This is a genomic window from Taibaiella koreensis (assembly GCF_003545715.1).
GTDB classification, from domain to species: Bacteria; Bacteroidota; Bacteroidia; order Chitinophagales; family Chitinophagaceae; genus Taibaiella; species Taibaiella koreensis.
Genome location: NZ_QVNU01000003.1, coordinates 128,530 through 145,107 on the forward strand (window position 1 = coordinate 128,530; position 16,578 = coordinate 145,107).

9 protein-coding genes are annotated in these 16,578 nt (G+C 52.5%); 5 read left to right on the top strand and 4 right to left on the bottom strand.

Annotated elements, in window-relative coordinates:
• The first annotated feature begins 32 nt into the window (after nucleotides 1-32).
• Nucleotides 33-1,664 carry an alkaline phosphatase PafA gene (gene pafA / locus DZK30_RS10595; protein WP_118974122.1) on the top strand — a complete coding sequence of 544 codons (1,632 nt, stop codon included), beginning with the start codon at nucleotides 33-35 and terminating at the stop codon, nucleotides 1,662-1,664.
• Here the strand turns inward: pafA and DZK30_RS10600 are convergent.
• The 4 genes from DZK30_RS10600 to DZK30_RS10615 all read right to left on the bottom strand — a co-directional run bounded on the left by DZK30_RS10600 (nucleotide 1,661) and on the right by DZK30_RS10615 (nucleotide 9,095).
• Nucleotides 1,661-3,628: a tetratricopeptide repeat-containing sensor histidine kinase gene (locus DZK30_RS10600; protein WP_118974123.1), complete on the bottom strand. Its 1,968-nt coding sequence runs from the start codon at nucleotides 3,626-3,628 to the stop codon at nucleotides 1,661-1,663. The genes pafA and DZK30_RS10600 overlap by 4 nt on opposite strands.
• Nucleotides 3,629-3,684: 56 nt before the next feature.
• Nucleotides 3,685-5,631, bottom strand: coding sequence for a tetratricopeptide repeat-containing sensor histidine kinase (locus DZK30_RS10605; protein WP_118974124.1), 1,947 nt, complete (start codon nucleotides 5,629-5,631; stop codon nucleotides 3,685-3,687).
• 214 nt (nucleotides 5,632-5,845) lie between these two features.
• Entirely contained in the window at nucleotides 5,846-8,716 is a 2,871-nt protein-coding gene (uvrA, locus tag DZK30_RS10610) for an excinuclease ABC subunit UvrA (protein ID WP_118974125.1), read from the bottom strand.
• Between the two features lie 76 nt (nucleotides 8,717-8,792).
• A complete protein-coding gene (locus DZK30_RS10615) occupies nucleotides 8,793-9,095 on the bottom strand; it encodes a hypothetical protein (protein WP_118974126.1) in 303 nt (100 codons plus the stop codon).
• A gap of 160 nt (nucleotides 9,096-9,255) precedes the next feature.
• Between DZK30_RS10615 and DZK30_RS10620 the strand changes: the two genes are divergently transcribed.
• Genes DZK30_RS10620 through DZK30_RS10635 form a run of 4 tightly spaced genes read left to right on the top strand, consistent with a single transcriptional unit; the run spans nucleotide 9,256 to nucleotide 16,571 of the window.
• Complete coding sequence (locus DZK30_RS10620; protein WP_118974127.1) at nucleotides 9,256-11,028, top strand: T9SS type A sorting domain-containing protein; 1,773 nt, start codon at nucleotides 9,256-9,258, stop codon at nucleotides 11,026-11,028.
• A 34-nt stretch (nucleotides 11,029-11,062) separates the two neighbouring features.
• Nucleotides 11,063-12,877, top strand: a complete 1,815-nt coding sequence (locus tag DZK30_RS10625) for a T9SS type A sorting domain-containing protein (protein WP_162903015.1) — start codon at nucleotides 11,063-11,065, stop codon at nucleotides 12,875-12,877.
• Between the two features lie 39 nt (nucleotides 12,878-12,916).
• Complete coding sequence (locus DZK30_RS10630; RefSeq protein ID WP_118974129.1) at nucleotides 12,917-14,722, top strand: T9SS type A sorting domain-containing protein; 1,806 nt, start codon at nucleotides 12,917-12,919, stop codon at nucleotides 14,720-14,722.
• A 40-nt stretch (nucleotides 14,723-14,762) separates the two neighbouring features.
• Nucleotides 14,763-16,571, top strand: coding sequence for a T9SS type A sorting domain-containing protein (locus tag DZK30_RS10635; RefSeq protein WP_162903016.1), 1,809 nt, complete (start codon nucleotides 14,763-14,765; stop codon nucleotides 16,569-16,571).
• Nucleotides 16,572-16,578 lie beyond the last annotated feature (7 nt).

The window sequence follows — 16,578 nt, forward strand, 5'->3', positions numbered from 1 at the left end:
CAACGCTTCTCCGGATGGACCAACATTTTTGTATGAAAAAACTGTTTGCTTGCACCGCTGTGCTCCTGGCCACCGGCCAGTTCTCTTTTGCGCAATCTGCCCAGCCCCTTAGCCGCCCGAAGCTGGTTGTAGGCGTGGTCGTGGACCAGATGCGCTGGGATTACCTTTATCGTTTCTACGACCGTTACGGAAACGGGGGATTCAAGCGGTTGATGAACGAGGGATTCAATTGCCAGAATACGAAGATCAGCTATCTGCCCTCGTTTACGGCGCCCGGCCATACCTGTATCTATACCGGCTCTGTGCCGGCCCTGCATGGTATCGTGGCCAACGATTGGGTCGATATCCGCAGCAACAGGGAGTGGTACTGCACCGAAGACACGACGGTAACCAGCGTAGGCGGCGGTAAAGCCGGAATGATGAGCCCGAGGAACCTCCTGGCTTCCACCATTACCGATGAGCTGAGGCTGGCGACCAATTTCAGGTCACGCACCTTCGGCATTTCGATCAAAGACCGCGGTGCAATATTGCCGGCCGGGCATGCCGCCAACGCCGCCTACTGGTACGACGGCGAGAACGGAAGCTTTATCACCAGCAGCTTTTACATGCAGCAATTGCCGCAATGGGTGCAGGATTTTAATAAAAGGAATATCAGCGACAGCCTGATGAAGCTGGACTGGAATACCTTGTATCCTATAACTTCCTATGTACAAAGCACCGCCGACGACAATAATTATGAAGGCGCTACCAAGGGTGAAATCCGCCCGGTATTTCCCCATAAGACCTCGCTGGCCATTGGCAAAAGCAAAGATGCAATCCGCTCTACGCCCTATGGCAATACGATCACCCGGCTGATGGCCCAGGCCTGTATCGAAGGCGAGCGCCTGGGGCAGCAGGGAACCACCGACTTCCTTGCCGTCAGCTTTTCCAGTACTGACTATGTAGGGCATCAGTACGCGCCCAATTCTATCGAGATAGAAGATACCTACCTGCGTTTTGACCAGGACCTGGCCCAATTGATGAGCTACCTGGATGCCAAAGTGGGCAAAGGCAACTATACCCTGTTCCTCACCGCCGATCATGGCGGCGCGCATAATCCCACCTTCCTCAACGACCATCATATGCCAGGCAAATCGCTGCCGCTGGCTGTGATCAATAAAGATCTGAACCGTTTCCTGGAAAAAAAATATGGGGACACCTCCCTGGTCAGTTCGCTTATGAACTACCAGGTATACCTTAATGAGCGGGCCATTGCCGCCCATCGCCTGGATCGCGAAGCCGTAAGGGCTGAGATCATCAACTGGTTCCGGGTGCAGGATGGGGTTACCAATGTGATCGACCTGGAGCATCCCGACAAGAGCGTGGTGCCTGAGCCGGTGAAGAGCATGGTGACCAATGGCTATTATCCCAACCGCTGCGGTACCATACAGATCATCCTGGACCCGGCCTGGTTCAGCGGCTATGGCACTACCGGCACCACACATGGTAGCTGGAACCCTTATGATGTGCACATTCCGCTGCTTTGGTATGGCTGGGGCATCAAAAAGGGGGAGACCTCCCGCACCACACACATGACCGATATTTCGGCTACCCTGGCCGCGCTGCTGCATATACAGGCGCCCAACGCTTGTGTGGGCGAGGTGATTGAAGAAATAAAACGTTAAGTTACTGGTATCAGGGTTTGGATATCAAGGGTCACCGAAGTGCCGCTGCCGGGAGCGCTGTCGATCACAAGGTCGCCGCCGAGGCTCTGGGCGCGTCCCCTGATGCTGTCGAGCCCGAGGCCTTTGCGGAGCGTTACCGTGCGGGCATCGAAGCCTTTGCCATCGTCCTCGACCGTTATCGAAAGCAAGGCATCTCTGTAGGATAGCTGCACGAATATGGCGGTAGCGCCGGCATGTTTTTCGGCATTATGCACCAGCTCCTGTACAATACGGTAGGTGCTGAGCAGGTAGTATTCCGGTAGCAATGTGAAATCCCCAAAGGTCTGCACGTTTATCGTAAACGGCTTATTACGGCCTATATATTCGCAGAAAGTGGCCACCGCTTTGGGCAGGTCTTTTTCCATGAGCGCCCTGGGCATCATATTGTGTGCCGTGAACCTGAGGTCGGCGCTGATCTCGTCGAGCAGGCGCGTGGTGCTTTGCAATACCTGCGCCGACTCGGCATCCTGTTGCTTCAGCAGGCCCAGGTTGATGCGCGCGGTGGAGGTCATGGCGCCAAGGCCATCGTGCAGCTCCCGCGCGATGCGGATGCGCTCCTGCTCTTCGCCCTGTATGGTAGCCTTCAGGGTTTCGATCTGGGTGGTTTGTTCCAGATCGCGCAGACGGGCCCGGAGCAGCTTTTGCCTGGAAGTATAGCGGTGCCAGGCAAAGGCGGCCAGCAGCAGCAAAGTAACAATACCGCCGATGATCACGGTGAGCCAGGTATTCTGGGTCGCCAGCAATTTTTCCTGCCGGGCGATCTTCAGCTGTTTACCCACCAGGTCTTTTTCTTTTTCAGCAGAGCGGTATTGTATCTCCTGTTCATTAACGCTTTCGTAGATCGCCTGACCCGACAGCTTTTCGTTAAGGCGGATATAATCGCCCGCAAAGCGGCTGGCCTCGCGATAGCGGCCCAGCTTGTCTTCGAGCAGGAACATGTTATAATAGGCATCCCTGAGGCTGACGGTATCTTTAGTATCGACGGCGTCCCGGTATTGTTCCCGGATCAGGGGATCTGCCTCCTGAGCCCTGCCGTTGAACAGGTAGGCCCTGCCCAGGGAACCTGCGAGCAATTTACGGGCAGCCAGAGGTATCGCCTGTTCCCCCGTCCGGGCCTGCTGCAGGTAGACAATGGCGCTATCGGGGCGGTCCCGTTCCAGCCACAGCACACCGGTATTCATCAGCGCTATGTATTCAACCCTGAGGTCGCCCGAGGCGCGGCCCAGCTGTACCGCCCGCTGCAGGTAATACGCGCAGCTGTCCGGGGCTCTGGCAGCCAGGTAATTGTTGCCTTTATTCAGGCTTATAGCGCCCAAAAGCGGGTAATTCCGGAACCGGATAGCCAGCCGTTCGGCCTGGTCCATGTAGTACCTGATCACTTCCGGGCTCCGGTTCATCGCCGAGAATATTGCAGCGGTATTGTTGTAAATGTAGTCGACATTGATATCGGGGTAGAAATTCTGGGCCAGGTCGAGCGCTTTTAGCTGGTAATGCAAGCCCAGCTGTACATTACCCATATAATTATACGCATTGCCGATATAGCTGAGCAGCCTTGGGGTTTCCCTGGGCCCTTTTGCCGTTCGCTGCAACAGCTCCATCGCGTCATTAAAAAGCCTGATGCTTTCCGGGTATTGTCCTTTATCCTGCGCGAGCAGACCCAGATCCATCAACGACCAGCCGGCGCCGTAAGTATAACCCAAGATCCTGCTTTGCTCCAGGTTCCGGCTGGCGATCCTGAACGCACTGTCGGGATATAGGTGCATTACATTCGGAGGAATGTACAGCCGACTGAATATCGCTGCGGTGTCGCCGGGCAGCAGCGGCCGTTCGGAGGCTTGTTGGGAAAAGCCCGGCAGGCAAACCAGGGTGCCCAGGAACGTGAGCAGACAACGTATGCTTCGTATGTTTAGGATTAAAACAGCCATAGTATTTCTTGCTACCTTATTACTACAATTACCGTACCGCTTTTTCAAGCCGCGGCCTAACGCTCTCCCGTTCGGATCTCAATGCAAATAGCAGTACCTTTTCCCGGCGTGCTGTCTACAGATAACGTGCCGCCGAGCCCTTTCACCCGGCTTCTGATGCTTTCCAGGCCCATGCCTTTGCGTTGAGGAGTGGCGCGCATATCGAAACCCTTACCGTCGTCCTCCACGGTGATCATCAACAGCCTGTCGCGGTAAGAGAGCTGGACCAATATGCTTGCGGCGTTGGCGTGCTTTTCCGCATTATGCACCAGTTCCTGCACCATGCGGTATGCGCTGAGGAGATAGGCCTCCGGTAAGGCTTGGAACGATCCCAGTACCTGCACGGCTATCGTAAAGGGTTTGTTCCGGCCCACATATTCGCAAAAAGCCGCTACTGCTTTTGGAAGATCTTTTTCCATCAGCGCTTGGGGCATCATGTTGTGCGCCGTAAACCGGAGGTCGGCGCTGATCTCGTCGAGCAGCTGCGTAGTCGTATGCAGGATCTCTGCCGATGTGCCGCCATGCTCTTCACGCGTGAGCAGCCCCAGGTTGATGCGTGCGGCCGAGGTCATGGCGCCCAGCCCGTCGTGCAATTCCCGCGCTATGCGTATGCGTTCCTGCGCTTCGCCTTGTATGGTTGCCTTCAGGTTCTCGATCTGTGCGATTTGCTCCATGTCGCGCAGGCGGGCCTGCAGCAGTCGCTGCCTTGAGCGGTAACGGCTCCGGAACAGCAATAACAGCAGGCAAAGCCCGGCTATGCCACCGATGAAGACCGCCAGCCAGGTATTGCGCGCAGCCAGGGATTTCTCCTGCCGGACGATCATCAACTGTTTGCCCATCAGCTCCTTTTCTTTCTCTGCAGTACGGTAATCCAGCTCAAGCTGGTTGATATTGTCGAGGGTCTCGCGGCTTTCCAGCTTATGGTTGAGCAAGATATAATCCCAGGCATAGCCGTAGCCCTTTTTGAAATCGTTCAGATCTCCGTACAGGCGCGAAAGATCCTGGTAGGCGTTTTGGAGGCCTACGCTATCTTTTTTGGCCAGGGCGTTTTGATAGCTCTGCAAGACCAGGGGACGGGCCTTTTGCGGCCAGCCCATTTCCATATAGGCCAGGGCCAATACTGTATTTAGCTTTTCCCTGACAGCTACAGGCACAAATGCGACTTTATCCCGGGCCTGATACAGGTATTGTAACGCGCTATCGGGCGTTCCGGTCTTGAGAAAATAATCGCCGATATTGATCAGCGCGACACACTCATTGTCGGTACGGCACGAAGACCGGCTGAACATAACCGCCCGCCGGAAACAAAGCAGGCTGCTATCGTACTGGCCGGTTCCCGCGTAGCTTGTGCCTTTATTGTTCTCCAGGGTACTCATCAGATAAAAGTTCCGGTGCCGGAACGCCATTTGCTCGGCAAGTTCCAGGTAATGCCGTATGCTGGCCGGCGGCCGGCGGATGATGGCCAATATCGCTGCGACATTGCTATAGATATAATCCACGTTCATGTCGGGATAATCGCGTGTGGCGATATCCAGCGCTTTGAGCTGGAACTTAAGCCCTTCCTCATAGCGGCCCTTGTTCAGGTAGATATTACCGGTCTGGCTTAGCAGCCGGGGCATTTCCTGCTTTCCCTGCCCGGTTTTGTCAAATTCGGTCATGGCCGCTGCCAGCAGGCCGACCGCAGTGTCATAGTTGCCCATCCGGTTCAGGAAAAGGCCCTGGTACATCCTCGTTTTACCCAGGCCGTAAGAGAAGCTGAGTGCCCTGCTGCGGGCCTCATATTGCGCCAGTTGCGCCAGTCCGCTATCGGGGTTATTGACCGTTTCCAGCCATACGGTATCGAGCATGGCTGTGAGCGAAGCGGTATCCATGGCTGCGATATCCCGTTTTACCTGTGCGCCGGCCCTGGGCCGGCAAAAAAGAAATGACAGCAGGAACAATACTAGTATAGGGTAGTGCTTCATCGTGCGATTTATTGGGATCGTATCGCTGCCCGTTTCCGGGAGGCAGCGGCAATGCAATAGGACAACAGTGTATATACTATACCCCTGTCTGTCCCCGTAGTACCAGGGTATGCGGTAGTATAAAAATACTCAATTCCGGCGTAGGCGCCATTTCTAATTAACAACAAAGCGCCTGCCGGTTGCGGCAGACGCTTTTTGTTTCCTTTTCAGCTTTTTACAATTCCAGCTTCAGGTATTCGCCGGTATGACTGCCTTCGCAGCGCGCCACATCTTCCGGCGTACCCGTGCAGAGTATGGTGCCGCCGCCGCTGCCGCCTTCGGGGCCCAGGTCGATCACGTAATCGGCCACTTTTACCATATCGAGGTTGTGCTCGATTACCAGTACGGTATTGCCGCGTTCGACGAGCCGGTCCAATACGGCCAGGAGGTGCTTGATGTCCTCGAAATGAAGACCGGTAGTGGGCTCGTCAAGGATATAGACCGTTTGGCCAGTGTCTTTCTTGGACAGCTCGGTGGCCAGCTTTACCCTTTGGGCTTCGCCACCGCTAAGGGTTACGGCGCTTTGGCCCAGGGTGATATAGCCAAGGCCCACTTCGTTCAGTGTCCTGACCTTCCGGTGCAGGGAAGGAATATTGATAAAGAATTCCGTCGCTTCTTCTACAGTCATATTCAGGATATCGGAGATCGATTTGCCTTTATAGCGGATCTCAAGCGTTTCCCGGTTGTAGCGGCGCCCGTTGCATTTTTCGCAGGGAACGTATACGTCGGGCAGAAAGTTCATTTCGATCACCTTCATGCCGCCGCCCTGGCAGGTCTCGCAGCGCCCGCCTTTTACATTAAAGGAAAAACGGCCGGCATTATAGCCCCTGATCTTGGCTTCGGGTACCTGTGCCATCAGCTGGCGGATATCGGTAAAGAAGCCGCAGTAGGTAGCCGGGTTGCTCCGGGGCGTACGGCCGATGGGGCTTTGGTCGATCTCGATCACTTTGTCGACATGCTCCAGGCCTTCGATCTTCTTATACGGCATGGGCTGCATCTTGGAAGCAGGGAAGCAATGCCGGGAAAGAATGGGGTACAAGGTCTCGTTAATGAGCGTGCTCTTACCGCTACCCGACACCCCGGTAATGCAGGTAAAAGTGCCGAGCGGCAAGGTAACGCTTACATTTTTCAGGTTGTTGCCCGTAGCGCCTTTCAGCACGATCTTTTTCCCGTTGCCTTTGCGGCGCTGCGGGGGAAGGGCAATACTGTCCTTATTGTTGAGGTAGCGTGCGGTAACGCTATCGCTTTTCAACACTTCTTTGGGTGTGCCTTCCGAAACGATGCGCCCGCCATGGTAACCTGCGGCCGGGCCCATATCGATCAGGTAGTCGGCCGCCAGCATAATGTCTTTATCGTGCTCTACCACCAATACGGAATTACCGCCATCGCGCAGGTTTTTCAGCGCATTGATCAGGCGGTGGTTGTCGCGCTGGTGCAGGCCTATCGAAGGCTCGTCGAGAATATAGGTAATACCTACCAGTTGGGAGCCGATCTGGGTGGCCAGGCGTATACGCTGGCTTTCGCCGCCGCTGAGCGTACGGGTAGGGCGGTTGAGGGAAAGGTAGTGCAACCCTACTTCGAGCAGGAAGCTGAGCCGGTCGCGTATCTCCACCAGTATGTCTTTGGCGATTACCTGCTGTTTTTTGCTCAGCTTCTTTTCTATATCCCGGAAAGCCTCCTGCAAGGCAGAAAGCGACAGCATAGCGTACTCGGCAATATTGCGGCCGGCTACCTTGAACCATAGGCTTTCCTTTTTGAGCCGCGTACCCTGGCACTCGGGACAATTGTCCAGCACCATGAACTGCTCGGCCCAGTCGCGTATATAATCAGAAGTTGACTCGGCAAACCAGCGCATCATCATGTTCAGCACGCCTTCAAATTCGGCGCCGTCGAGCAGATAGCTGTATTCAGCATTGTCGTCTTGCTGATAGGTGATGATGCCTTCGGCATTACCATACAAGAGCAGGTTGAGCTGCGACTCCGAAAGGTCTTTGATCGCTTTGTTCAGCGGGATCTTGTTCTTTTTCGCAAAAGCTTCGGCCTGCTGCCAGCTACCAGCCTCCCGCTTCTCTCCCAGTGGCGCGATACCGCCTTCTATGATCGTTTTACTCTTATCGGGCAATACTTCTTCCATGCTGATACGATGCACCACCCCCAGGCCTTTGCAGGAAGGGCAGGCGCCGTAGGGCGAGTTGAAAGAGAAGGTATTGGGCGAGGGGTCTTCGTACGACAGGCCGCTTTCGGCATCCATCAGGTGCTTACTGTACTGGTGTAGCTTGCCACTATCGTGGTTCTGCACAAAGAGCAGTCCCTTGCCCAGCTGAAGGGCTTTCTGCAGGCTTTGGTTCAGCCGGGGCATGTCGGCGTCGTTTACCTCGAGACGATCGATCACCAGTTCTATATCGTGGATCTTGTAGCGATCGACCTGCATTTTTTCCTTCAGCTCCTCGATCTTTCCGTCGATACGGACACGCACATAGCCTTGCTTGCGCAGCTGTTCAAATAGTTCGCGGTAATGGCCCTTGCGGCCGCGGACGATGGGCGCCAGCAGCACGATCTTTTTCCCCTTCAGTGTTTCCCTGATGTGGGCCGCTATTTCCTCTTCGGAGAAACGCTCCATCTCTTTACCGCTTTCGTAGCTATAAGCGATACCTATGCGGGCGAAGAGCAAGCGCATGAAGTCGTACACCTCCGTAACGGTGCCTACGGTGGAACGGGGATTGCGGTTGGTGGTCTTTTGCTCGATGGAGATCACCGGCGACAAGCCCGTGATCTTGTCCACATCGGGCCTTTCCAGGTCGCCCATGAACTGCCGGGCATAGGCCGAGAAGCTTTCCATGTAGCGGCGCTGACCTTCGGCATATATAGTATCGAAAGCCAGGGACGACTTACCGCTGCCGCTGAGGCCGGTAATCACTACCAGCTTGTTTTTGGGTATATGGACGTCAATGTTTTTAAGGTTATGTACACGGGCGCCGTAAATTTCTATATTGTCGGACATAAAGGTTTCCTGGAGAAAGATGACGCAGTCTTTGCCACGTCGCATGATTAGGATTGCGAATTTACGCTATCTGCCGTGAATCTGCCCAATCCCGGGATAATTGAAATTGATAATACGAGCCTCAGGAAATGATATTCAGCGAGAACAGCAATGCGGTAAGGAAAAGCAGGCCCAGGCCGCAGAGAAAGATGATGTCTGCAACATTTTCCAGGCGCCGGCTTCGCTTCAGGCTGCCTCTTATCGACAGGAAGGAGAGGATGCAGCTGATCATAAACAGCAGGGTCGCGCCGCTGGTAAACTCGTCGATAAGTGTCCGTTGCGATACCCTTAGCAGCTTCAGCGAGGTTAATACGACAAAGCAGAGCCCCAGCAGGTTGGATGAAGCATTGAGTATATGCGGCGATTTTTGATTTTCTTCCACCATAATTTTGTTATATCCCTAAAATTATTGAAAGAATGCCCGCGGCGCCATAAAGGAACGCAAAATCACAATTCTTTAAATGGTATCTATAAATATTTATTAGTATTCATGATAATCAATATGAAATTTGTATCTTGAAGGTCGACCAATAAATCAATCCATCATGAAGCTCTTTTACACGCTGCTCGTCCTGCTGCTGTCCTGTACCTATACGCTACATGCACAGTACAACATTCCTGAAAACAATATTTGGGCTATGGGCTTTCGCGCAGGTGTCAATTTCAATACCACCCCCCCTTCTGCTATAGCGACAGCGATGTACACGGCAGAGGGCTGCGCTTCGGTGAGCAACGGCGAATTCGGTCTCCAGTTCTATACCAATGGAAAAATCGTATGGAATGCTTTTAACAATATTATGCCCAATGGCAGCGATATACTGGGTGCAGGGCACACAACCGCTTCCACAACACAGGCGGCGGTCATTGTGCCGGCGCCCGGAAGCGACCGCTATTACTACCTGTTCTCCCTTACAGATAACACCGCAACCCTTTTTTGTAATCGTGTCGATATGTCGCTGGCAGGCGGCCTGGGTGATATCGATACCGGATTCCCGTTAAGGCACATAGCCCTGAAGGGCGCGCTCTCGGAGAAAATGGTCGCCGCTCCCGGCTGCAACAATAATGTCTGGTTACTTGTATTCGGCGCCGATGGAAAAGCATATGCTTATGAAATTACGACCGCCGGCGTCAACCTTACGCCCGTCGTCTCTTCTTTTGGTGAGGTGAAACCCAATGGTACCGGTTCAGTACGGGTATCGCCGAAGGCCGACAGGATCGTCGCTGGCAGAACACAAGTGGGTGCAGCTACAATGACCGCCCTGTTCAATTTTGATTACACCAATGGCACCCTTACTTTAAACCGCATAATCGACAGCGCCAGCTATGCCTATGGATGCGCTTTTTCACCGGACGGGACAAAGCTATATTCGTATAATCAACAACTGGATATCCTGCAGTATAATCTTGATGATCCTTATCCGGCGGCAACCGCCATAACCTTAGGTGAGGGAATGAACTTTGATCTGAAGCTAGCTGTTGATGGCAAGATCTATTTCATTTCGTCTTACGGTAGCGGACAGTTCCTGGGGTGTATTGAGCATCCCGATGCATTAGGTATCGCTGCGGGCTTTCGTGACACGGTTATTAACCTGTCGCCGGGATTGTCGCCGCTTTGCTTACCCAACGATGTTGTGCTGGCCGGTAATATACCACCAGGCGGCATTAACCGTGTCGTTATGGATACCGTGGTATGCGGCATGCCTTCGGCCGGCGTAAAACTCATTGCGGCGCCGGCTTCGGGAGGTTATATCTGGGATAATAACAGTACAGCTGATATGCGCACCGTAACGCAGACCGGCACTTACTTTGTGCAGTATAATACAGTCTGCGGAACAAGAGTGGATACCTTCAAAGTAAAAGATGGCTCTGTTCATACGACCTTGCAATTTTCCAATCCGGTATTGCGCACCGGAGATGGCTATGCACATTACTGGTGGTATAAAGGGAATACTTTACTGGCAGGCGCGACCGGGCATGAGCTTACGGTCACCAGCAACGGCTGGTATAGCGTGGTGGTGCAGAGCCAATGGGGCTGTCGTGATTCTGTGAGCATACAAGTAACGGGTTATGTGGCCATTGATCCCGTTGAACAGCTGAGCCGCTCTATAACCGTACATCCCAATCCCGCATCGGATCATGTTTATATTAAGGCGCCGGTAGCCATAAGTTACAGGCTTTACGGCGCCGATGGAAGGGTATATCTGCAGGGAAAAGAAAACGCGGTCAATATAGCCAACCTGGCTCCCGGCTTGTATTTCCTTCAGGTGTGTGATCAAAAAGGGAATAGGATCAAAACAGAAAAAGTGTTGAAGCTATAGCCGGCAATAGCGTTGGAAGAAAATGAGTAAAACCATGATAAAGATCTTCGCTATGAGATATGCTACCATTGTTCTCTTAATCCTGATCGCCTGTCTGCCTGCAGATGTGCAGGCCCAATACAATATTGCTGAGAACAGTATATGGGCTATGGGAAGAAGCACCGGTATGGATTTCAATACCTATCCGCCTGCGGCCCTGTCGACAAGTATGGTCGCCCCGGAAGGTGGGGCATCGGTGAGTGGCGGTGAGTATGGACTCCGGTTCTATACCAATGGAAAAACCGTATGGAATGGCTTGGGCAATATCATGCCTAATGGTGACGATATCCTGGGCCCCGGTCACTCTACCGAATCGACGACACAGGCCGCGGTTATTGTGCCCGCTCCCGGCAGTAGCCGCTACTACTATGTATTTTCACTTACCGACAATACGAATATCCTCTCCTGCAACCGTGTTGATATGACCCTGGATGGCAACCGGGGCGATATCGATACCGGATTTCCGCTATGGCATGTTGTCCTTGAAGATTCCCTTTCGGAGAAAATGGCTGCTGTACCAGGTTGCAACAACAATGTATGGCTGTTGGTGTGCAAGCATAACGGAACGATATTGGCCTATGAAATCACGGCAGCCGGGGTGAATCTTACACCAGTAATTTCTACGTTTAATGTGCCGGTCTTTTTTTCAACCGGTATGATCAAAGTATCACCCAAAGCCGACAGGATAGCGGCTTGTAATACCCAGTTCCAGTTTGGAAATATTGGCTATACGACTTTGTTCCATTTCGATTATACCAGCGGGGTTGTTACCCTTGACCGGATCGTGGACAGCTTCGACAACTATAGCTGCACCTTTTCGCCCGATGGTACCAAGCTGTACACCTTTACACCTCCGGGTACCGTGCGGAAGATCAAGCAGCTCGATCTTAATATACCTTATCCGGGTACGACAGGCGTAGAATTAGGAGAGGCGGTTCCTGCTGATCTGAAGCTGGCCATCGATGGTAAGATCTACTTCATCTCGTCAAATTTCAGCGCAGGATTCGGCCATTTCCTGGGCCGGATCGAAAATCCCGATGCGCCGGGCCTTGCCGCCGGGTATCACGATACGGCAGTCAATCTGAGTCCAGGATGGATGGTGGCGGGCTTCCCGAACGAAGTTGTGCTGGCGGGAAATATTCCACCCGGCGGTATTAACAGAGTAGTGAAGGATACATCGATATGCGACATGCCTGCAGCCGGTGTTACACTCAAGGCTGCCCCTGCGGCAGGCGGCTATACCTGGGACAACAATAGCACCGGCAACACACGTACGGTAACCCAAGCTGGTATTTACTTTGTGCGGTATCCCACTGCATGCGGTACAAGAGTGGACACATTTAAAGTAATTGACCGTTCGATTAATGCCACACTGCAATTCACGAAACCATTGTTGCGTACCGAAAGCGGCTATACACAATACCGCTGGTACAAGGGAGATACTTTGCTTACAGGTGAGACTGGAGATGTACTGTCTATTCGTAGCAATAGCTGGTACAGTGTGGTGGTTGAAAACCAATGGGGCTGCCGCGACTCCGTAAGCATTCAGGTGACGGGTTACACGGCTATCAACCAGGTGGCGGAATTAAGCCGTCTTATTTCTGTGTACCCTAACCCGGCATCGGGTCATCTTTATATCAAAGCGCCGATAAGGGTAAGCTACAGGCTCTGTGGCGTCGACGGAAGAACATACCTGGAGGGAAAGGAGAACAGGGTTTATATAGCTAAACTGGCGCCCGGGTTATATTTTCTGAAGGTTTGTGATCGAAGCGGAAATAGCATTAAAATAGAAAAGGTATTGAAATTATAGCGAAGGGTTTAGCAAGTGCTTTATAAAATCAATTTTGCTATGAAAAAATTTATCCTGGTTGCGTTGTTTTTGATAGGTGGGCTGCCGGCATCGGTGCGTGCCCAATATTACCGCCCGGAGAACCGGATATGGGCCATGGGCGATCATTCGGGCGTCGATGTCAGCAATGCCCTCGCCATACCATTAACCACGAGTATAGAGGCCATGGCGGGCTCTGCATCGGTATGCGACGAAGACGGCCGCCTGCTTTTCTACACCAATGGATCAAGCGTATGGAATGCAGCCGGTACGTTGATGCCCCATGGTACGGATATTACCGGTAGCGGGCTTACCAGTTCGGCCGGAGTATCGCAGAGCGCCTTGATCGTGCCCGGTATGGAGCGATGTGGCGTCTACTACTTGTTTTCCCTTGCCAGTACCAATTTTATCCAGAGCCTGTATTGCAGTAGGATAGACATGAACCTTGCCGGCGGCCAAGGTGATATTGATACCGCATACAGCTTAAATAAAGTCCTTTTGAAAGGTGGTCTTTCCGATAAAATGGTCGCTGTAAAAGGAGCGAACAATAATGTGTGGATAATGACCCATGCGCAACAGCAGACTCGGTTTTACGCCTACCACCTTTCTGCATCCGGTCTTGATACCGTCCCGGTGGTCTCAGATGCCGGTGCGGGCACGCTGTATAGCAGCGGCGTTATGAAGGCCAGCCCACAGGGAAACCTCCTGCTTGTCTGCAACAGTCCCCTGCTTGAGTTATTCGACTTTAATGCTGCTTCGGGTACCGTAAGCAATGCCCGTACGATCGATGTCATCGCCACCTATGGCGGTACTTTTTCTCCCGATGGCACCAAATTATACGTCCTTGATATCCCAAGCAAAATGGTTCAATACGATCTGAATCAAATAAATCCTGCTCAGACTAAAGTTGTTTTAAGCACGCATGTGGCTTTAGCAGATGTAAAGCTCGCCTACAATCATAAAATATATTTCAAGAGCATATTCGGAGGCGGGATGGGCTATTCATTCCTCGGCAGTATCGAAGCACCCGACAGTGCCGGCCTCGCCTGTCATCTTAGGGATACAGTCAGCTCGATGTTCGTTAGCGAGCCCTTCCTTAACGGACTACATATCGGGAACGGATTGCCCAATGAAGTGGTCGTAGGCGCCTCCCCTCCGCCACCGGGCAATCGTGTGGTCAGCGATCGCCGGCTGTGCAGTTTTCCTGCGGCAGGTATCAGCCTGCAGGCCGAAAGTGGCTTTAACAGTTACACCTGGGATAACGGGATCAATACATATTCGAGAACCATCTCCGATACGGGAACGTATTGGGTACGTTATACAACCTTCTGCGGGTCGCAAACGGATACCTTTAAAATAAGAAATACGGGTGGGTTGCCGCCGTTGAACATTAGCTACCATAGGCCCCTGCTGTCTGTCAACACCAGCTATACCAGCTACCAGTGGTACCTGGACGGCTCGCCTATAGCCGGCGCTACCCAATCTGACTATACAGCTACCTCCGATGGCTGGTATTCGGTGCTGGTAAAGAAAGACACACTCTGTTCCGACTCGGCAGCTTATCATGTTACCGGATTGACGGGTATCAATAACCCGTCACTTGAAAAAGCGGTAACGGTTTATCCCAACCCAGTAAGCGATGTGTTGTATATAAAGGCGCCGGAAAAAGTATCCTTATCCCTGCTTGGCCCCGATGGGCGCTTGCTGCTGCATGCCCGGGCAACCAATAGTTTAGATATGAAGGGTCTTGGACGAGGTCTGTATTTCTTTCAGATATATGACCTGAACGGCAACAAAATAAAGATGGAAAAGGTGTTAAAATGGTAAGTCACAACTACCTGTAGGAAAACAAATAAACGGTTTCACTATGAGAAATAATATCCTTATTTTTTTAATTATGATGGCGTGCCGGCCTGTCGGAATGCAGGCGCAATATTACCGCCCGGAAAATACAGTTTGGGCCATGGGCCACCTGTCGGGCCTTGATTTTTCCGGGCCAGAGCCGGTGCCCATAGTAACAGCTATGGCGGCAGGTGAAGGCTGTGCCTCCGTATGCGACGAGGCCGGTCGGCTGCTTTTCTATACCAATGGTTCGCGTATATGGAACGCCTCAGGTACCGTAATGCCCAACGGTTCGGATGTTACGGGATGCGGGCCGATGAGCTCTTTTTCTGCCACGCAAGGAGCGTTGATCATACCGGCCATGGAGCAGTGCGGCCTCTACTATGTATTTTCCCTTGCTTCCAATGGTACCAGTATGGGCTTGTACTGCAGCCGGGTAAATATGAACCTGTCGAATGGACAGGGAGATGTCGACACAGCCTACAGCCTGGATCATGTTCGTTTGAATGCACCGCTTTCTGAAAAGATGATCGCCCTGAAGGGAAGGGAAAATGACATTTGGATATTAACCCATGCCGATACGCAACCCCGCTTTTATGCCTACCGTTTGTCCGTATCAGGTTTGGATACCGTGCCGGTGATCTCTGACGCCGGGGCCGGTAACAACTATCTTACAGGCGTCATGAAAGCTAATCTACAGGGAAACAAGCTATTTACCTACGGCCCTACCGCCAAGCTGACGTTGTATGATTTTAATGCTTCCGCAGGTGTTGTAACCAATGCACGCCTTATCGATACGATTATAGGATATGGCGGCGTTTTCTCTCCTGACGGCAGCAAGCTCTATATTCAATGCCTGCCTGCGCGCATACTGCAATACGATCTGAACGATCCGGATCCTGTTCAAACCAAAGTGGTCGTCGGACATGGCGTAGGCCTGACTGATCTGAAGCTGGCCGTTAATCACAAGATATATTTCAAGAGTGGGGTAGGTATGAGCTCGGGCAATGTCTATATGGGTTGTATCGAGTCGCCCGATGATGCTGGCATTGCTTGTCATTACCGGGATTCGGTTACGTCCTTACTTTTCACTCAGATTAATATAAACCAGACCCGCCTTAATCTCGGGCTTCCCAACGATGTCATTGTTGGTCTGTCGCCACCTCCAGCCGTCAATCGTGTCGTCAGCGACCGCAGGCTGTGCAGCTTTCCCGCTGGTGGTATAAGCCTGCAGGCCCGAAGCGGGTTTGACGGGTACGAATGGGACAATAGTGTCAGTGGCCCTTTAAGATCAATTTCCCAGCCAGGAACTTATTGGGTACGCTATAACACCTTCTGCGGACCGCAAACCGATACGTTCAAGATCAGGAATACAGGCGGATTACCACCTTTAAGCATCAGCTATAATCAACCCGTACTTTCTACCAACAATACCTATACTAACTATCAGTGGTACCTGGACGGTACGGCTATCCCGGGAGCAACACAGGCGTCGTATACGGTTACAGCTGATGGTTGGTATTCTGTATCGGTAAAGAAGGACACGCTCTGCTCCGACTCGGCCGCTTATCATGTTACCGGATTTGTAGGTATCAATAGCCCCTCGCCTGACGAAGCAATTACGGTTTATCCCAACCCGGTACGCGATGTGTTGTATGTAAAGGCTCGGGAAAAAGTATCCTTATCCCTGCTTGGTCCCGATGGGCGCTTGCTGCTGCATGCTCCCTCTGCAAACAGCTTAGATATGAAAGGCCTCGGCGGTGGCTTATATTTCCTGCAGGTCTATGACAAAAAGGGCAACCGGATCAGGACGGAAAAAGTGCTGAAGCTATAACGATTCA